The 17,763-nt window shown below is 63.4% G+C and carries 15 protein-coding genes; 9 read left to right on the forward strand and 6 right to left on the reverse strand.

What is annotated here, in order from left to right; all coding sequences use genetic code 11:
* Nucleotides 1–32: 32 nt before the first annotated feature.
* Nucleotides 33–953 (reverse strand): NAD(+) diphosphatase, encoded by a 921-nt coding sequence (gene nudC / locus K663_RS15790; protein WP_062119661.1) that lies wholly within the window; start codon nucleotides 951–953, stop codon nucleotides 33–35.
* Nucleotides 940–2,010, reverse strand: a complete 1,071-nt coding sequence (gene mutY / locus K663_RS15795; RefSeq protein ID WP_062119662.1) for an A/G-specific adenine glycosylase — start codon at nucleotides 2,008–2,010, stop codon at nucleotides 940–942. Before mutY ends, nudC begins: the two co-directional genes overlap by 14 nt.
* A gap of 26 nt (nucleotides 2,011–2,036) precedes the next feature.
* Between mutY and K663_RS15800 the strand changes: the two genes are divergently transcribed.
* The 4 genes from K663_RS15800 (at nucleotide 2,037) to smc (ending at nucleotide 7,648) form a co-directional block, all read left to right on the forward strand.
* Complete coding sequence (locus K663_RS15800; RefSeq protein ID WP_062119663.1) at nucleotides 2,037–2,579, forward strand: DUF721 domain-containing protein; 543 nt, start codon at nucleotides 2,037–2,039, stop codon at nucleotides 2,577–2,579.
* Between the two features lie 79 nt (nucleotides 2,580–2,658).
* Complete coding sequence (locus tag K663_RS15805; protein ID WP_062119664.1) at nucleotides 2,659–3,330, forward strand: thioredoxin domain-containing protein; 672 nt, start codon at nucleotides 2,659–2,661, stop codon at nucleotides 3,328–3,330.
* A 47-nt stretch (nucleotides 3,331–3,377) separates the two neighbouring features.
* Nucleotides 3,378–4,112 (forward strand): thioredoxin domain-containing protein, encoded by a 735-nt coding sequence (locus tag K663_RS15810; protein WP_062119665.1) that lies wholly within the window; start codon nucleotides 3,378–3,380, stop codon nucleotides 4,110–4,112.
* 95 nt (nucleotides 4,113–4,207) lie between these two features.
* A complete protein-coding gene (gene smc, locus K663_RS15815) occupies nucleotides 4,208–7,648 on the forward strand; it encodes a chromosome segregation protein SMC (protein ID WP_062119667.1) in 3,441 nt (1,146 codons plus the stop codon).
* Between the two features lie 36 nt (nucleotides 7,649–7,684).
* On the opposite strand, the gene K663_RS15820 is transcribed toward smc, so the two are convergent.
* Nucleotides 7,685–9,133 (reverse strand): phospholipase D-like domain-containing protein, encoded by a 1,449-nt coding sequence (locus K663_RS15820; RefSeq protein WP_062119670.1) that lies wholly within the window; start codon nucleotides 9,131–9,133, stop codon nucleotides 7,685–7,687.
* Nucleotides 9,130–10,032, reverse strand: coding sequence for a 4-hydroxybenzoate octaprenyltransferase (ubiA, locus tag K663_RS15825; RefSeq protein ID WP_062119673.1), 903 nt, complete (start codon nucleotides 10,030–10,032; stop codon nucleotides 9,130–9,132). The genes K663_RS15820 and ubiA overlap by 4 nt, the downstream gene beginning before the upstream one ends.
* Nucleotides 10,033–10,127: 95 nt before the next feature.
* Here ubiA and K663_RS15830 point away from each other — a divergent pair, with 95 nt between their 5' ends.
* Both K663_RS15830 and K663_RS15835 read left to right on the forward strand, forming a co-directional pair.
* Entirely contained in the window at nucleotides 10,128–10,874 is a 747-nt protein-coding gene (locus tag K663_RS15830; RefSeq protein ID WP_062121081.1) for a 16S rRNA (uracil(1498)-N(3))-methyltransferase, read from the forward strand.
* A gap of 97 nt (nucleotides 10,875–10,971) precedes the next feature.
* The gene (locus K663_RS15835) at nucleotides 10,972–12,345 is read left to right on the forward strand and encodes a glutamate--cysteine ligase (RefSeq protein WP_062119676.1); all 1,374 of its coding nucleotides are present in this window, start codon (nucleotides 10,972–10,974) and stop codon (nucleotides 12,343–12,345) included.
* A 3-nt stretch (nucleotides 12,346–12,348) separates the two neighbouring features.
* Here K663_RS15835 and K663_RS15840 read toward each other — a convergent pair whose 3' ends face one another.
* Complete coding sequence (locus K663_RS15840) at nucleotides 12,349–13,647, reverse strand: methyltransferase family protein (RefSeq protein ID WP_062119679.1); 1,299 nt, start codon at nucleotides 13,645–13,647, stop codon at nucleotides 12,349–12,351.
* 142 nt (nucleotides 13,648–13,789) lie between these two features.
* Here K663_RS15840 and ruvA point away from each other — a divergent pair, with 142 nt between their 5' ends.
* The 3 genes from ruvA to K663_RS15855 all read left to right on the forward strand — a co-directional run bounded on the left by ruvA (nucleotide 13,790) and on the right by K663_RS15855 (nucleotide 17,330).
* The gene (gene ruvA, locus K663_RS15845) at nucleotides 13,790–14,398 is read left to right on the forward strand and encodes a Holliday junction branch migration protein RuvA (protein ID WP_062119682.1); all 609 of its coding nucleotides are present in this window, start codon (nucleotides 13,790–13,792) and stop codon (nucleotides 14,396–14,398) included.
* Nucleotides 14,399–14,438: 40 nt separating this feature from the next.
* Nucleotides 14,439–15,458 carry a Holliday junction branch migration DNA helicase RuvB gene (gene ruvB, locus K663_RS15850; protein ID WP_062119685.1) on the forward strand — a complete coding sequence of 340 codons (1,020 nt, stop codon included), beginning with the start codon at nucleotides 14,439–14,441 and terminating at the stop codon, nucleotides 15,456–15,458.
* Nucleotides 15,459–15,587: 129 nt separating this feature from the next.
* The gene (locus K663_RS15855) at nucleotides 15,588–17,330 is read left to right on the forward strand and encodes an AMP-dependent synthetase/ligase (protein WP_062121084.1); all 1,743 of its coding nucleotides are present in this window, start codon (nucleotides 15,588–15,590) and stop codon (nucleotides 17,328–17,330) included.
* A gap of 4 nt (nucleotides 17,331–17,334) precedes the next feature.
* Here the strand turns inward: K663_RS15855 and K663_RS15860 are convergent, their stop codons facing one another.
* Entirely contained in the window at nucleotides 17,335–17,736 is a 402-nt protein-coding gene (locus K663_RS15860) for a hypothetical protein (RefSeq protein WP_062119688.1), read from the reverse strand.
* Between the last annotated feature and the right edge of the window lie 27 nt (nucleotides 17,737–17,763).

The following is a 17,763-nucleotide window of genomic DNA, read 5'->3' on the forward strand; positions in this document are numbered from 1 at the left end:
GTCGTTTCTGCTAAGGGTTCAGGCCTTGGGCCTTACGCGCTTGGTTCCGAGGGGGCAACCTGCGCACCGGCCCAATATTTGAGCAGATGCCAGGCGACAGCCATTGGCTGGGGAGAGATGAAGGGTGCGTTGGGATCCTTCGCCAGCGCGGCGCGGACACCATCGAGGTCGCACCAGAAAGCATGCTCGATTTCCGTTTCGTCGAGCGCCAGCGCATCATCGTCGGCCTGCGCAATACAGGCGATCATCAGCGAAGACGGGAAAGGCCAAGGCTGGCTCGTCACATAGCGAACCGAATGTACGGTCACGCCCGCTTCTTCCTTGATCTCACGGGCAACGGCCTCTTCGATCGTCTCCCCCGGCTCGATGAACCCGGCAAGAGCGGAATAAAAGCCCTGCGGCCAGCTATGCTGTCGGCCCACCAGAACGCGGCCGCGATGTTCGGCGAGCATGATGACCACCGGATCGACGCGAGGAAAATGTTCGGCGTCACAGGTGCCGCATCGGCGCGCCCAGCCTGCCTTTTCTGGTCGAGTGCCCGCGCCGCATACCGAACAATAAGGATGGCGTCCGTGCCAGTGGACCAGACTGCGCGCGGCGCCGTAAAGCGCGACTTCGTCGGCGGGCACTTCGGTGACGATCGAGCGGCTGCGTGCGCTGGGCACAAAATTGCTGCCCACCTCGGCGGCAAGGCGGGCAAAGATTGGTCGCCTCCCTGCGTCCAAGCCGAGCAGAATATGATCCCCGACCTGTGTTTCCGGGCCAATCGGCTCCATCAGCAAATGGCCGTTGAGGGTGACGGGATCAAGGCCGTCGAGGACCAGACAGCACGCGTCCGATGAGGCGAAAGCCTGGGCCACGAGTTCCGGTTTCACGCGAATATGGTCTGCTCGGTCGAGCCGTCCGCCAACAAAGCCGAGCTGCTCATGGGCAGAGTTTTCAAGGCCGGGCATGATGTGCACTCTCCTTCATTACCGCATCCGCTGCACGGCGGAACAGGGTGGGCAGTCCCGCATCCCCGATCCGGGCGAGCGGCCACCACTCGCCTTCCCCCGGCGGCTGACAGTTTTCCGTCACATGGGCGACATGGACGGTCAACGCCAGCGAGAAATGGGTGAAAATATGGGCCACGGGGGCAGCAAGCGCACGCCACCGAGCGGTGATCGGCGGGGTGGCGTCAGGAGTAGCTCTCCAATCAGACGAAGGAAGCGCGCGCATACCGCCGAGCAGCCCCTTCGCCGGGCGACGGACCAACCAGACATGGCCGTCCGGGCGCTCGATCCACCAGCCATGGCCAAGACGATGCGGTCTGATTTTCTTCGCGGCCTTGACCGGGAAGGCGGCGGGATCGGCCGTCAACACAGCCGCACAGTCGGCGCGCAGCGGGCAGATGCCGCAGGCGGGGGTCCGTGGCGTGCAGATGGTCGCGCCAAGATCCATCATGGCCTGCGCGAAGTCTCCGGCACGGGTGTCAGGCGTGACACCGTCAGCAGCGGCGCGGATGGCAGGCCTGGCGGCTGGCAGCGGTGTGTCGATGGCGAAGAGACGGGCGACCACTCGCTCGACATTGGCATCGACGACGACAGCGCGACGGCCAAAAGCGATGGCGGCGACGGCAGCCGCGGTATAAGCCCCCACCCCTGGAAGTGCGCGAAGGCCATCTTCAGTATCGGGGAACGTCCCGCCATGCGCGCTGGCCACGGCGCGGGCGCAGGCGAGGAGGTTGCGGGCGCGGGCATAATAGCCAAGCCCCGCCCAGGCAGCCATGACGTCGGCATCATCGGCTGCGGCAAGTGCTTCGACGCTGGGCCAGCGCTGGGTAAATTTCGTGAAATAAGGTACCACGGCCGCGACCGTGGTCTGCTGAAGCATCACTTCGGACAGCCACACGCGGTACGGATCGGTGGCATTCGCGCCCGGCAGCGCTCGCCAGGGCAGGCGACGCGCGTTGACGTCATAATGCGCCAGCAGATCTTCCGCTATTTTCTTGGTGTTCCACTCGACGCGCATGGCTGCCCTATGCCATTAAGCGGAGCATGACGGAACGCCCCGCGACACCCAAATTTAGAAGCCGCCATGGAGAGGCAGCGGAGCGTCCGCGCGTGGGCGGTCCAAGGCAGATTGCTGACCTGATGCCGCAGATCGGCGCAGCGGCTTTTCGCAAATTCGGCTTCGTGCAGTCCAGCATCGTCACCCGCTGGGCCGAGATCGTCGGACCGCATTATGCGGACATATCGGCGCCCGAATCGATCCGCTTTCCTGTCGGCAAGAAGGCTGGCGGTACATTGCAGCTGACAGTGATGAGCGGCCATGCCCCGATGGTCCAACATGTGCTGCCCGATATTATCGACCGGGTGAACCGCTTCTTCGGCTATGCTGCGGTCGCCAAGGTTACGATGAAGCAGGGCCAGGTGCATCGCTCCTCCCCCGAACGCAGGCCTCCGCCGCGCAACCTGAAGCCGATGCCGGTCGAACTGGGTGACTCGCTGCGGGATATCGGGGATCCGGAACTGCGTGCGGTGCTTGAATCGCTGGCGCAGGGGCTTGCCAATTCCAGTGGCTTGCCGAAGATCAGTTAAAATTGGCCGGGCGCTTTTCGGATAGAGCCCGGCGCGAATTCAACAGCCGCACAGGGGCGGTGCTTCATTGGACTATCGCATGACGAAATTTCGATTGGCCGTCCTCGCCCTTGTCGCCTTACCTGGCGTTCTGATTGCGGCGCCTGCCGCCAACTGGATAACCCGCGTGGCACTCTCGCCGATCGGCGGACATGTGCTGGGCAATCCGGCTGCTCCAACCAAGCTGGTCGAATATGTCAGCTACACTTGTTCCCACTGCGCTCATTTCGTGGGAGAGGCGAGTGCCCCGCTGAAGGCCAACTATGTCAAGGGCGGCAAGGTAAGCGTCGAGGTGCGCAACGCGGTACGCGACAAATATGACCTGACCGCTGCGTTGCTGGCGCGCTGTGGTGGAACCGCGCGTTTCTTCGGCAATCATGAGGCGCTGTTTGCCAATCAGGAAGCCTGGATGACGCAATTGCAGGCCTATGATCGGGGCGCGACCAAGCCGTCCGAACAGATCGCTGCACTGCGCGATATCGGACGCAATACCGGCCTCTACACGCTGATGGGCAAGCGCGGCTTCACACCCACGCAGCTGGACGCCTGCATCGCGAACCCGGGGGCGATGAAGCAGATATTGGCGATGACGGACGAGGCGTGGAACAAGGTCAAGATTGGCGGCACGCCAGCATTCACGGTCAATGGCTCGATAGCGGGCGGATCAAGCTGGGCGACGTTGCGCGATGCATTGCCCGCCGCCGCACAGTAAACTAAACCCCCATCATCCTGAAGCTCGACAATCGGAGCCCTGCCGCAGTGAAATCCTTTTCCGGACTTGCCATGATCGCCCTGTCGCTGACCCTTTCCGCCTGCGGGCAAAAGGACACGACCAATTCCACCGCTGGCGAACCGGTCGCCGCTGTTGCCGCGCCCGCGGGAACAAGCTGGTCCTCCACAGTCACCCAGACCCCTGAGGGTGGATTCGTGATGGGCAATCCCCAGGCGAAATTGAAGCTGGTCGAATATGCGTCCTACACTTGCAGCCATTGCCGCGATTTTGCGGTCGAGGCTTCAGAGGAAATCCGCAAGATCGTCGATAGCGGCAAGATGAGCTACGAGTTGCGCAACTTCGTGCGCGATCCTATCGACATTTCAACGGCACTGCTGGCCCGTTGTGGCGGCAAAGACGTCTTCTACCCGATCAGTGATCAGTTTTTCGCGAACCAGAACGCGATGTTCGAACAGGCGCAGGGTCTGGGCGATGCCAAATATCAGCAGTTGATGAGCGCACCACCGGCGCAGCGTTTCGGCCTGCTCGCCGAAGCGGTGGGCCTGCTCGATTTTGCCAAGCAACGCGGCATCGCCGAGGATCAGGCGAAGCAATGCCTTGCCGACACGGCTGCTGCCGAGAAGCTGGCCAAGGGCGTCGAAACGGCCAGCAGTCAGTATAAGATCGAAGGTACGCCGACCTTCATCCTCAACGATGTGAAGATCGACGATGTCGCTACTTGGGCGGCCTTGCAACCTAAGTTGAAGGAAGCGGGTATCTGATTGGAACAAGGGGGGCGGACAATCTGGATCAGGCATCCCGCTGAAGGACGGGCGGCGCAATGCTGCCCCGGCCTCGCCCCTTACGTGCCGTTCCCATGCAGATAAAGCGGCTCAAACTGTCAGGGTTCAAAAGTTTCGTCGATCAGACGGAACTGCGGATCGAGCCAGGCCTGACCGGCATTGTCGGACCCAACGGCTGCGGCAAGTCGAACCTGCTTGAAGCTATCCGCTGGGTGATGGGCGAATCCAGCGCCAAGTCGATGCGCGGCGGCGGCATGGAGGATGTGATCTTCGCAGGCACATCAACCCGACCGCAGCGCGACTTTGCTGAAGTATCGCTGCTCACAGTCCAGGAACAGGGCGAACTGTTCAACGCGGTCGAGGTTGGCGCGGACGGCGAGTTGGAGGTGACGCGGCGGATCGAGCGCGGGGCAGGTAGCGCCTACAGGGCAAATGGCCGCGACGTACGGGCCAAGGATGTCGCCCTGATCTTCGCTGACGCGGCCACCGGTCCGCACAGCCCGGCGCTGGTCAGCCAGGGACGCATTGCGGCCGTCATCGCCGCGCGGCCGCAGGAGCGGCGCGCCATGCTGGAAGAAGCGGCAGGCATTTCCGGCCTGCATGTGCGGCGCAAGGATGCCGAGCAGAAGCTGCGCGCGGCCGAAGCCAATCTGGTGCGTCTGGATGAAATTCTCTCGGACATGGAGGCGCGAGCGAACAGCTTACGGAGACAGGCCAAAGCGGCCGAGCGATATATCAAGCTGTCCGAGCAAATCCGGGTAGCAGAGGGGCGCGTGATCTTTGCCCGCTGGCGCGAGGCGGCGGCGAGTGCGGATGCCGCGCGCAAGGAAGCGGCGGACGCCGAGAGCGCGGTGAGTGCCGCACAGGAAGCCCAGTCGGCAGCGGCGGCCCATGCCAATGCGGCGGTGGATGCACTGGCCGCCCGACGTGTGGCGGCGCAAGTCGCTCGCGACGCAGCGAATGAGGCAGGGCACCGGCTCGCGGCGCTGCGGACCGAGCGTGATGGCGTGGTGCGCCGCCTGCATGATCTCGCGCAACAGGCCGAACGGCTGGAGGAAGACCGCGCACGCGAAGGCACGTTGGCCAACGACGCGGCTGAAGCGATTGCACGGCTGACCGATGAGATTGCGGCGCTCAAGAAACGGATCGCTGAAACCGACATGATGCGGCCCGACTTCGCCGGGCGCATCGCACGCGCGGAAGATGCTGCGCGCGACGCGGAGCTGGACCTTGCCAAGGCGATGGCGCGGCAGGCGGGAGAACAGGCAGAGTTGCGCGTTGCCGAGGCCGCGCTGGTGGCCGCGCAGACCCGACTGGAACGGGCGGAACGCGAGGTAGCCAAGCTGGAAGGCGAAGCGAAAGGACTACCCGACGCCGCGCCACTGGAGGCAAAACGGGCCGAAGCAGTGGCAGCACAGGACCAGTCGAGCGTAGAACGGGACGCCGCCGAGTTGGCAATCGCTGCCGCGGAAGCGGCGCGGCGCATAGCGTCCGAGGAGCGCGCAGCCGCCGAAACGGCGCTGGCCTCCGCGCGCGCGGGATTAGCCGCGCTCGACAGCGAGGCGGCGGCGCTCAAGCGCGCAGTAGAAGGCGGAACCGGGCGGACACGCGCGCTTGACCAACTGACTGCGGAACCGGGCTATGAACGGGCGTTGGCGGCGGCCTTGGGTGACGATCTGGAGGCGCCGGTGGGCGCACAGGGAACGCGCCGCTGGACCGGATCGGCGACATTGGCGGACGATCCGGCCTTGCCTGCGGGCTGCCCCGCCCTCGCGGACCATGTACAGGCGCCTGCAGAACTGGCGCGGCGATTGCGCCAGGTTGCGATCGTGGAAAAGGATGAGGGACAGGCGCTGGCCGTAGGGCAGCGACTGGTGACCCGCGATGGCCAGCTGCGCCGCTGGGACGGCTATGTCGCGGCGGAAGGCGGTGCGGCAGCGGCGGAGCGGCTGATCCGATTGAACCGGCTGGAAGCAATTGCAGCGGCGCGACCGGCGGCGGCCGAAGACGTCGCGACGGCGCTTGCAGCGCAGGATAGTGCTGCCCGGCGCGAGCGCGAGGCAACGGAGGCCCTGGTCCGCGCAAGGACTCTGCTTGGCAGTGCGGATCAGCGATTGCGGGCCGCCTTGCGGGCGGCAGATGAGGCTGCGACGGCGCTGGAGCGGCTTTCAGGACGGCGCGAGGCGATTGAGGAACGGCTGTCAGAAGCGCGGGCGAATCTGGATGGCGCGACGAGCGAATATGACAAAGCGCAGACCGAGCGTGCGGTGTTGCCGGATGGACACGAGACGCGGGCACTGGTCGCCTCGCTAAGCCAGGCGAGCGAAAAGGCGCGGATGGCGGTTAGCCAATTGCAGGCGGACCAGGCGCTTGCAGACCGTGCGCTGGCAAGCGACCGGGAGCGCATGGCTACCGCAGACACGGAGGCGAAGGGCTGGCGGGCGCGAGCAGGTGAAGCGGCGAAGCGAATCGCCGCCATGGTGGAACGTGGGGACGCCATCGCGGCGGAACAGGCCCAATTGGCAGAGAAACCCGACGGCCTGGCTGCGGCAATCACGGCGCTGTCCGAACAAGGCGCTGGCCTCGCTGAAGCGGCCGAGGCGGCGCGGCGGGCGGAGAGCGAGGCGGAAGGCGCTTTGCGGATCGCCGAGGAGCGGGCAGCCGAGGCCGGGGAGGCCTTGGCGCAGGCGCGCGAGCGGCGCGCCACCGCCGCAGCGCGGGCCGAGGCGGCCGACGAAAAGCGGGTCGAGGCAAACAGGCTGTCGGGCGAGCGATTCGAATGCCCTCCACCAGTCCTGCCTGAAAAATTGGGCTTTGCGAGCGCGGAAATCCGGATCGCGCAGAGCGAGCAGGCGGAGCACGACCGGTTGGTTTCCGAGCGCGAGCGGATCGGGCCGGTCAATCTGGTCGCGGCGCAAGAGCTTGAGGAGTTGGAGACCACGCAAGCCACCAGTCGCGCCGAAAGCGAGGAACTGACTCAGGCGATCAACCGGCTGCGCGGGTCGATCGGGAGCCTCAATCGCGAAGGGCGGCAGCGGCTGCTGGCCGCATTCGAGGCGGTGGACGGGCATTTCCGGCGGCTGTTCACGACCCTGTTCAATGGCGGGCAGGCGCATCTGGAGTTGATCGACAGTGACGATCCGCTGGAAGCGGGCCTGGAAATCATGGCCCAGCCGCCGGGGAAGAAGCTCGCCGCGCTAACCCTGCTGTCCGGCGGCGAGCAGGCGTTGACGGCCGTGGCGCTGATCTTCGGGCTGTTCCTGACCAACCCCGCGCCGATCTGCGTTCTGGACGAGGTGGACGCGCCGCTGGACGACGCCAATGTCGAGCGTTTCTGCGACCTTCTGGACGTGATGGTAGGGCAGACCGATACACGATACCTGATCGTCAGCCATAACGCCGTGACCATGGCGCGCATGCATCGGCTGTTCGGCGTCACGATGGTTGAACGCGGCGTGAGCCGGCTGGTATCGGTCAATCTAGGCGGGGCCGAGGCCCTGCTTGCGGCGGAATAGCGGCTCCGAAACGGCAACAGTTTCGCGGCTCACGCCTCAGGAACGCGCCTTCATCCGCCGGAAAAGGCCCTTGGTAGTTGTTGGCTCGAACATTTCCGCCGGGCCTTCCGGGTCAAGCACTTCATTTTCGGCTAGCCATGCCTGCACATCGTTGAGGTTGGGCGTGACAAAGGGACGCAGGGTGCGGCCTGGCTTGTCGCGCAGTTCCTCTATTCCAGCGACTAGCCCCCGCTCGGCGATAACCGCAGCGACACGCTCGCGAGGCAAGTCGAGATGCTCGGCGATAAGATCGTCTCGAATCGTTCGAATCTGGTTCTGATGACCGTTGTTGGCGGGCAGGCTTGTGTCGATCGTCACATCGCATTCGGTGTCCAACCGCATCGACCGGTTGTTCATATTGGAAGAACCGACGCGGATGGCACGGTCATCGACAATCAGTATCTTGGCATGGACATAGATGGGTTCGCCACGGACCGTAAAGGGGTGGTAAAGTCGGAGTTTGCCATAGGTGTCGCGCGCGCGCAGCGCCTCGACCAGCCGGGCACGAGCGGTATCCATTGCCTGTTGTTCGAGCCAGCCATCGGCCTGTTCAGGGTTGATGATGACGATGTCCGGCCCATTCGGGTCACCCAGACGCGCGGCAATGGCCTCCGCGATCCTGCGCGACGCGAAATATTGGCTTTCCGCGTAAATACAGTGCTTTGCGGAAGCGATCTGACTCAGATAGAGTTTTTCAATCTCGATCAGTGGTTCCTGGTCCTCCATCTCCGGAGCGGAACGCGAGATTGCGACATCGACCTGTTCAAACTGCACGGCCAGCGCATCTGGCCAGCAGTCATGTTCGCCCAGAATCGGCCCCAGATCATCGCCGCCCGCCCCCTTCCAGCGGGCACGAGCATGGTGGCCCAGAGCCATCGCCACATCCCCTTGCAACGCGGTGGTCGCGTCATGCCAGGGGCCGTATGCCGTGCCGTCCGGATGATGGCGGCCGGGATCGCCGTCTCGATGATGGCGCGTGTCCCAGCGGTCGGCCGTCATGTCGATGCCGCCGCAGAAGGCGAAGCAATCGTCGATCACCACGATTTTCTGATGATGCGATGCCGCAGGCGGATGATGACTGTCCAACTTCACATGAATGCGCTTGTGCGCCATCCATTTGACGGTGGTGAAGAGGTTTGTGGGCTGCACCATCGACTTCATGGCGCCGACGTCCCAGCGCAGCAGGAAAATCTCCAGCTCCGGATTACGCTCGACCAACCAGCTGATGAAATCGCCGATGATAACGGGTGCGCCATCCTTCGCCTCATCCTCGCGAATTAGACTGATGGCGGCGTCAAAGTCCCATCCGATCAACATGATGCGCCGCTTCGCCTTCAGCATTGCCGCACGGGCATGGCGGAAATAGGGATCGGCATCGATGATGACGCTGGCCTTGGCCGCGCGGGCAATGCGCCAGCAGTCCTGTCCCTCGTTCGGCGCGCTCATGCGCTCCCCACCACGAGACAGCCGAGGAACATCAGCAGCCCGGCAAAGCGGTTGGACCGGAATTTAACCAGGGGGTCGAGGCCATCCTCCTTGAGGGTTGCAGCCTGCCAGACAAGATGGACCGCCATCGGCAGCAGTGCGGCGAGAACCAGCAACTGAGGCCGGACCTGCCACAAAGCCACTGCCCAGAACGACAGGGCGACCAGATAACATAGCATCACCCCGCCGCGGACATGCCGACCCATCGACAGGGCGCTTGATCCTATACCGATCAACGCATCATCCTCCCGATCTTGAAGCGCATAGATAGTGTCATAACCAACCACCCAGAAGATAGTGCCGCAGTAGAGCAGCAGGCCCGGAGCAGTGAGCGCGCCGCTTACTTCGCTCCAGCCCACAAGCGCCGCCCAGGAGAATACCAGACCGAGCCAGACCTGCGGCCAACCAGTAAACCGCTTCATGAACGGATAGGCGGCAACGAGCGCAAGGCTGCCGAGCGACACGATCTGGGCATAAAGGCGAAGCTGTAAAAGCACGACGAGGCCCGCGAGGCAAAGCAGGAGGAGCCAGGCCCATGCAGTCTTGACGGAAATGGCGCCGCTGGCGAGCGGACGGGCGGCCGTGCGCGCCACCTTCCGGTCGAGGTCGCGATCGACAATGTCATTGAAGACGCAGCCCGCACCGCGCATGGCGATGCTGCCAAGGAGCAGCCAGAGGATGAGCGGCCAACGCTCCCCTGCCCCGCCAGCAAGCCCCACCGCCCAGGCGCCGGGCCAGAAGAGCAGCCACCACCCGATGGGCCGGTCAAAACGGGCGAGCAGCGCCAGCGCGCGCGGCTTTGGCGGCAGACTGGCCAGCAAACCGCGAGCTTGTGTATCGGGGACGATCGTCTGGCTCACCTTGTCTCCGTTCGCCCTGACTTGTCGAAGGGCTTTCCTTCCTCTTTAGAGAAACAATGGGCTTCGACAAGCCAAGCCAAACGGAGTGCATGCATATGACCGCAACCCCTGCCTGGCCGCCGCAAAGCGCCCCGCGTCTGCATGTCGAAACGCAGCTGGGCGAAGGCGTCGCCGTACCGGTCGATGGCAATCCGGCTCATTATCTGATCAGCGTCATGCGCATAAAGGCAGACGATATCGTGCTGTTGTTCGATGGGCGATCGGGCGAATGGGCGGCGCGAGTCCGCGATATCCGGAAACGCGATCTAGTGCTGGAATGCGTAAGCCAGACGAAGCCACTGGAGGATGCGCCGGATTTCTGGCTGTGCTGCGCGCCGATCAAGAAGGGAAGGATCGACCTGATCGCCGAAAAGGCTTGCGAACTGGGCGTGGCGAGACTGCAACCGGTACTGACCCGGCGCGCCGTGGTGGACAAGCTCAATCTCGACCGGCTGCACGCCCATTTGATCGAGGCGGCTGAACAGTGCGGGCGCACGGCGCTGCCGGACCTTTGCTCTATGGTGAAGCTGGATGCCATGTTGCGCGATTGGCCCGGCGACCGCTGGCTGTTCTTCGCTGATGAGACAGGGGGCAAGCCGCTGGTCGATGCGCTGCGAACGCATCCGGGCGCAGCGGCCTTTCTGATCGGGCCGGAGGGAGGCTTTGATCCCGCCGAGCGGGACGCGATCCGCGCCGTGACGAAGGCGGTGCCCGTTTCGCTGGGACCACGCATATTGCGAGCCGAGACAGCAGCGATCGCCGCCACCGCTGCCTGGATGGCTCTGAACGGTGACTGGCAATAGTTGCATTCCGAAATGGGATTGCCGCAGCCCTATGCGCAACCTATTTGTGCCCCGCGCGCTGTTATTGACGCGCTGGGGGGACAGGCTAAGGCGGGGCATGAGCACCAGGACAGACTCAGGGGGCGCAGACCCCGTAATCGAGAGCCGCGAGCAGTTGATCGCGGCCTTTTCCAAAGGCGAAAAGCCCAAGGAACGCTGGCGCATCGGCACTGAGCATGAGAAATTCGTGTATGCCAAGAACGACCATCACGCCCCATCCTATGACGAACAGGGCGGGATCCATACGCTGTTGATCGGCCTTACGCGTTATGGCTGGAATCCCGTGTTTGAAGGCGAAAATATCATTGCGCTGTCGGGCCGCGATGGAACAGTCAGCCTGGAGCCTGCTGGACAACTGGAACTGTCGGGCGCGCCGCTCGAAAATCTGCACCAGACCTGCATGGAGACCGAGCGTCATCTGGAACAGGTGAAATATGTCGGCGACATGTTGGGCCTGGGTTTCCTGGGCCTGGGCATGTGGCCGGACAAGCGGCGGGACGCGCTGCCGATCATGCCCAAGGGGCGCTACGACATCATGCTGCGCCACATGCCGCGCGTGGGCTCGATGGGCCTCGACATGATGCTGCGGACCTGCACCATCCAGACTAATCTCGACTATGGCAGCGAAGCGGACATGGTGCAGAAGTTCCGCGTCTCGCTGGCGCTGCAACCGCTGGCGACGGCGCTGTTCGCAAATTCGCCCTTCACCGAGGGCAAGCCTAACGGCATGCTGTCCTATCGCAGCCATATCTGGTCCGATACCGATCCGCATCGTACGGGCATGCTGCCCTTCGTCTTCGAGGAAGGTTTCGGTTACGAGCGCTATGCCGACTATGCGCTCGATGTGCCCATGTATTTCGTGTACCGGGACGGCCGTTATATCGATGCTGCGGGCCTGAGTTTCCGCGATTTCCTTAATGGAAAACTGTCCGTCCTGCCAGGTCAGAAGCCGACGGAAAAGGATTGGGAGGATCATCTGTCCACCGCCTTTCCCGAAGTACGGCTAAAGAGCTTCCTGGAAATGCGCGGGGCCGACGGCGGGCGCGCCGATCGGATCACCGCCCTCCCGGCATTCTGGGTCGGCCTGCTCTACGAGCAGGGCGCACTGGATGCGGCATGGGACCTGGTCAAGCACTGGAGCATGGAAGAACGGCAGGCGCTGCGTGACGCGGCGCCCGGCCAGGCCCTGGACGCTCCGGTGCCGGGTGGCCGCAAGCTGCGGGATATTGCGGGGGACGTTCTCGACATCAGCCGCAGCGGGCTGAAGGCTCGGGCGCGACTGAACGGCGCAGGCGACAACGAAACCGCTTATCTTGCGCCACTCGACGAGATCGTCGCCGCCGGGCGCACCCATGCCGAGCATCTGCTCGAACGCTATCATGGCGAATGGGCAGGCGACCTTTCCCGGATCTATGCCGAGGAAAGCTATTAGTCGTTATTCGGCGGGTTGGGGCACCGGCAGCGCACGTCCCCGGCCCCTCGCCCAGGCAACAAGGCGAGGCACGGGACCGTTGCGGTCCATCCACTCGCTATAGGCGCGATAGTGCGGATCGGACGACAGATGCGCCTCCTCCGTCCGCGCGCGCCAATAATAGACGGCGTTGGTCGCCGCCAGCATCGCGCAGTTACGGACCATATCGGTGAGGCTACCCGACACCGTGAGGAAAGGCAGCGCCGAAAACCACCAGAAGAGATTCTTGGAAAGATAGGCGGGGTGCCGCGTCCAGCGATAGGGACCATGGGTCAATATGCCGCGATGGGTAAGGTTGGAAAAGCGAATGCCGAACACCACCGTTGCCCAGGCATAGACGGCGGTCAAAAGTACCAGCCAACCGCCGAGCAGCCATTGCAGCAAGGTGTGTCCCTGCGTCCAGACATCCCATTCCGCGCCACCCGCGTGATAGTCGAGCGGACCGCCCCCGCCCATCAGCACAAAGGGCGGATAGCAAATGAGCGCGGCAAGCCATCCCGCAAGCGCCGGATTTGCTGAGCGGATGTGGGAATCCAGCGGCCTGCAAGTCAATAGATAGCCGACCGTCGCCATGCAGACATCGATCATGAACATGGCGGCGATAAGAAAGGCGGCAAGATTCACCGGGTTGGCGAAGATGTGGTCGAACCGCCAGTCGACAACGCTGGCGAAGTTTCCCGGCACAATCGACAGCATGAAGGCAAGGAAAAAGCCCTTCACCGCCCACGCGCGCGCGTGATCAGCGACTTGTGTCAGATCCGGCCTGCCCGCCGCTCCTCCGATCACCCATTGGCCGAAGGCGTAGGTGGCATCCTTCGGATCGATAAGCCGCCGGTCTAACCAGACAACATATGGAATGGAGAGCGCAACGAGCCATGGCGCTGCATCGATGAACAGGTTCATCGAAAAGCGATAATTGCCGGTCCAATACCAGCGCGCGAGACAATAGAAGATCGCGATGCCCAGCCATGTCGCCCAAAGACCAGCGATCTTCACCAGGCTAATGTCCAGGATGGCGCGCCACGCGCGGGGCGGGCCTTGCCAGTCTATGCCGGTGGACGGGTTGCGGTGTACCTTGTCCACCAACAGCGACCACAGGACCATTGGCAGCCCGCAGGCCAGGACCGCCGTCAGGCCCGCATTAGGCCCATTCATGCCGAAATGTCGTGCGACGAGCGTCCACAGGCCAAGCCCCGCCAGACCGGAGAGACCTACACCATGACTTACGGCGGAACGGGGACAGGGATCGGCCTGGCTGGGCATTCGACGCTTATGTCGGGAAAAGGTAAGCAAGCGGTGAAGGCTAATCATCTTTGAATTGCAGAGTGTCCCGTGGCGAACGCTTTTGACTGGCGCGCAGCCCAAGAGGCTGTAAAGAACAGACCATGACCAAAGGGCGCGGGGCATGATCGCAAAACTCAAAGGGCGGCTGGACAGCACCGGTATCGACCACGCCATCATCGATGTGGGCGGCGTCGGCTATCTGGTCGGGGCGTCATCCCGAACCTTGTCGGCGCTCGGGCCGGTAGGCGAAGCGGTAACGGTGTACACCGAAATGCTGGTGTCCGAGGATTCGATCCGTCTTGTCGGTTTCGCGCGTGGCGAGGAGAGGGACTGGTTCCGCCTGTTGATCGGCGTGCAGGGCGTGGGATCGCGCGTGGCGCTGGCGATACTATCGGCGCTGGAACCCGCGGAATTGCATCGTGCCGTCGCTACCGGTGACAAGGCGATGGTGGCGCGGGCCAATGGCGTAGGCCCCAAGCTTGCACTGCGGATCGTTAACGAGCTGAAGGACAAGATCGGCGCAGCGCCGGGGGCAGGCGCCCTACCAGTCGGAGGCATGAGCCTGGTCGCCGCAGGAGGACTCGGCGCGGACGCGATTTCAGCGCTGCACAATCTGGGCTTCAAACCTGCCGAAGCGAGCAGCGCAGTGGCGCAGGCGGAAGAAGAACTGGGCGAGAGCGCGACGCTGGATGCTCTGGTGCGGCTGGCGCTCAGGAAGGCGGCGAAGTGACAGGCGTTCGGCATGAGGTCAGTGACATGGACAGGCACGCATGAGCGAGGATCGGCTGGTCGCCTCTACCCGGCGCGTCGAAGATGTGGATGCGGCGCTGCGGCCCAAATCGCTGACCGAGTTTATCGGGCAGCAGGCGGCGCGTGAGAATCTGCGCGTGTTTATCGAAGCGGCAAGGCAGCGCGGGGATGCGCTGGACCATGTGTTGTTCTTCGGCCCGCCCGGCCTTGGCAAGACAACGCTGGCGCAGATCGTGGCAAAGGAAATGGGCGTGGGATTCCGCGCCACATCGGGACCGGTAATCGCCAAGTCGGGCGACCTGGCGGCGCTCCTCACCAACCTGGACGAGGGCGACGTGCTGTTCGTGGACGAAATCCATCGGCTCAATCCTGCTGTGGAGGAAGTGCTATATCCCGCGATGGAAGATCGGGCGCTCGACTTGATGATCGGCGAGGGGCCTTCGGCGCGGTCGGTCCGAATAGACCTGCCGCGCTTCACGCTGGTGGGGGCGACGACGCGACAGGGTTTGCTGACAACGCCGCTGCGCGACCGTTTCGGCATTCCGGTACGGCTGCAATTCTATACGGTCGAGGAACTTGAGCTGGTAGTGCGGCGTGCGGCGCGTCTACTGAACCTCGGCATCACCTCCGACGGCGCGATCGAGATCGCTCGTCGGTCACGGGGCACGCCGCGTATTGCCGGGCGGCTGCTGCGACGGGTGCGCGATTTCGCCAATGTCGCGGGCGTGGAAGCAGTGGATGCCAAGGCCGCCGATTCCGCGCTGAGCCGGTTGGAGGTCGATCATCTTGGCCTCGACCTCATGGACCGCCGATATCTGATGATGATCGCCGACATCTATCGTGGTGGTCCCGTGGGCGTGGAAACATTGGCAGCAGGCCTGTCCGAACCGCGCGATACGGTCGAGGAGGTGATAGAGCCCTATCTGATCCAGCTCGGCCTTATAGCCCGCACCGCGCGAGGGCGCTGCCTCAATGGACCAGGGTGGAAACATCTCGGACTCAATCCGCCGGCCGGGCTCCAGGACGGGCTATTCGACTGAAAATGCGTGACCGTTACTGCCCGGCACGGTTATAGCGCGTCGAGATACGGATGCGCGCGAGTGACGCGCCCCGGGATTTAGGAGTTGCGCGGCTTGCGGGCGATCGAACGATATCCCAATCTGGTGACCATGTTCTTCGCACGAGCGAAGGAAATGGGCGACTTACCCTTCCTGTGGCGCAAAGCCGCTGACAGCTGGCTGCCGCTCAGTTGGACCGAGACTGCGCAGCAGGTCGCAAGCCTTGCCGCAGCGCTGCGCGCACAGGGACTCAAGCCCGGCGATCCGGTGATGCTGGTCAGCGAGAACCGGCCGGAATTCTGCATCGCCGATCTTGCCATCATGGCGGCGGGATGCGTCACCGTGCCGACCTACACCACCAATACGACACGCGATCACCAGCATATCCTGACCGACAGTGGCGCGCGGGCGGTGATCGTATCGACTGCGAAGCTGGCCCAGGCGCTGATGCCAGCCGTGCTTCGATCGCAGGCAAGCTTCGTGGTCGGCATGGAACCGCTGAGAAGTGCGCAGGGCAATGTGTCCTGCCATCTGTGGGCCGACCTGATCTCGTCGCACATCGCCGACCCGGACGCCTGTGCGGCGGAGCAGACGGCGGGGCGCGATGACCTGGCATGCATCATATACACCAGCGGCACCGGCGGCGCGCCGCGGGGGGTGATGCAACATCATGGCGCTATCCTGTGCAATATCGAGGGCGCAGGAAAACTGGTGGCGGAGGATTTCGGGTGGGATGACGAGGTTTTCCTGTCTTTCCTGCCGCTGTCCCACGCCTATGAGCACAGCGGCGGCCAATTCCTGCCAATCATGCTGGCCGGGCAGATCTATTATGCGGAAGGTTTGGAAAAGCTCGCCAGCAATATCGAGGAAGCGCGGCCCACCATCATGGTGGTCGTACCCCGGCTGTTCGAGGTCTTGCGCGCCCGCATCATCAAGTCGATCGAAAAACAGGGGAAATTCCCCGCCTGGTTGCTTTCCCAAGCGCTGCGGATCGCGGCCAAAGAGCAGAAGGGTGAGGGATCGATTGCCGACCTGCCGATGAAGCTGCTACTCGGCCGGACGCTTAAACCCAAGATCGCGCAACGCTTCGGCGGCCGGATGAAGGCGCTGGTATCAGGCGGCGCACCGCTCAACCCCGATGTTGGCCTGTTCTTCGACGCCATGGGACTGACGCTGTTGCAGGGCTATGGCCAGACGGAGGCTGGACCGGTGGTCAGTTGCAACCGGCCAAGCGCAGGCATCGCCATGGACACGGTCGGCCCGCCATTGGAGGGGGTCGAGGTAAAGATCGCCCAAGATGGCGAGATATTGGTGCGCGGTGAGTTGGTGATGCACGGCTATTGGCGCAACAGCACAGAAACCGAAAAGGCGCTGAAGGACGGCTGGCTGCACACGGGCGACATTGGCGAGATCGATGCCAAAGGGCGGATCCGTATAACCGACCGCAAGAAAGACCTGATCGTCAACGACAAGGGCGATAATGTCTCTCCCCAGAAAGTCGAAGGCATGCTGACGCTACAGCCTGAGATCGGGCAGGCGATGGTCTATGGCGATCGGCGGCCGCATCTGGTGGGTCTGCTGGTTCCCGACGCGGAATGGACCCGCGAGTGGGCGGCGGCGTGGGGCCAGAACACCGATAATTTGGCCAGCGATGCGGCTTATATCGCGGCATTGAGGGCTGCAGTCGATCGAGTAAACGCTGAACTTTCAATCACCGAACGGGTGCGTCGCTTTCTCCTCAGCGAAGAGCCTTTCACCATCGAAAATGGCGAGATGACACCTTCGATGAAGATCCGGCGCCATGTCATTCGTGCGCGTTATCAGGACCGTCTGGACGCACTCTACAAGGGCTGACCGCTCATCGGCCGGGGCTACGGTAGGGCGTGAAGGAACCCAGCGCACAGCCGCCGGTGATAGAACCTGTCACAAGGTCAGCGCTTCTGGCGATGTCACCCCGGCAATATTGCGAGCCGGTAGCCATGATCACCAGCGTGTCGCCCCGGCCGAGGCCCGTACAGCTTCCGATCAGATCATTGCGATACACCAGTCGGCCGCTGACCCTGTAAAGCAGGACAGACTCGTTGATCGCGGTAAGGCTGGCTTGGGGATAGCGGTTGACGCAGCTTACGGGCTCACCCACAACCTTGCCTTCCAGCGCTGCTTCCAGCCGGGCTGCCTCCTTTTCTGTGAGACGGGAAGGCTCATTGCCACCAGCGCACGCCGGCAAAATCAGGGGGGCGAGAAATATGCATTTCCGCATGGCACTTCTCCAGCTTTCATCCCCGCA

This window comes from Sphingobium sp. MI1205, from assembly GCF_001563285.1.
GTDB lineage: Bacteria > Pseudomonadota > Alphaproteobacteria > Sphingomonadales > Sphingomonadaceae > Sphingobium.

Excerpts from the sequence above, each read along its gene's own strand:
- nudC (WP_062119661.1), bottom strand. The coding sequence starts at position 953 with ATGCCCGGCCTTGAAAACTCTGCCCATGAGCAGCTCGGCTTTGTTGGC.
- mutY (WP_062119662.1), bottom strand. The coding sequence starts at position 2,010 with ATGCGCGTCGAGTGGAACACCAAGAAAATAGCGGAAGATCTGCTGGCG.
- K663_RS15800 (WP_062119663.1), top strand. The coding sequence starts at position 2,037 with ATGACGGAACGCCCCGCGACACCCAAATTTAGAAGCCGCCATGGAGAG.
- K663_RS15805 (WP_062119664.1), top strand. The coding sequence starts at position 2,659 with ATGACGAAATTTCGATTGGCCGTCCTCGCCCTTGTCGCCTTACCTGGC.
- smc (WP_062119667.1), top strand. The coding sequence starts at position 4,208 with ATGCAGATAAAGCGGCTCAAACTGTCAGGGTTCAAAAGTTTCGTCGAT.
- K663_RS15820 (WP_062119670.1), bottom strand. The coding sequence starts at position 9,133 with ATGAGCGCGCCGAACGAGGGACAGGACTGCTGGCGCATTGCCCGCGCG.
- K663_RS15830 (WP_062121081.1), top strand. The coding sequence starts at position 10,128 with ATGACCGCAACCCCTGCCTGGCCGCCGCAAAGCGCCCCGCGTCTGCAT.
- K663_RS15835 (WP_062119676.1), top strand. The coding sequence starts at position 10,972 with ATGAGCACCAGGACAGACTCAGGGGGCGCAGACCCCGTAATCGAGAGC.
- K663_RS15840 (WP_062119679.1), bottom strand. The coding sequence starts at position 13,647 with ATGCCCAGCCAGGCCGATCCCTGTCCCCGTTCCGCCGTAAGTCATGGT.
- ruvA (WP_062119682.1), top strand. The coding sequence starts at position 13,790 with ATGATCGCAAAACTCAAAGGGCGGCTGGACAGCACCGGTATCGACCAC.
- ruvB (WP_062119685.1), top strand. The coding sequence starts at position 14,439 with ATGAGCGAGGATCGGCTGGTCGCCTCTACCCGGCGCGTCGAAGATGTG.
- K663_RS15855 (WP_062121084.1), top strand. The coding sequence starts at position 15,588 with ATGTTCTTCGCACGAGCGAAGGAAATGGGCGACTTACCCTTCCTGTGG.
- K663_RS15860 (WP_062119688.1), bottom strand. The coding sequence starts at position 17,736 with ATGCGGAAATGCATATTTCTCGCCCCCCTGATTTTGCCGGCGTGCGCT.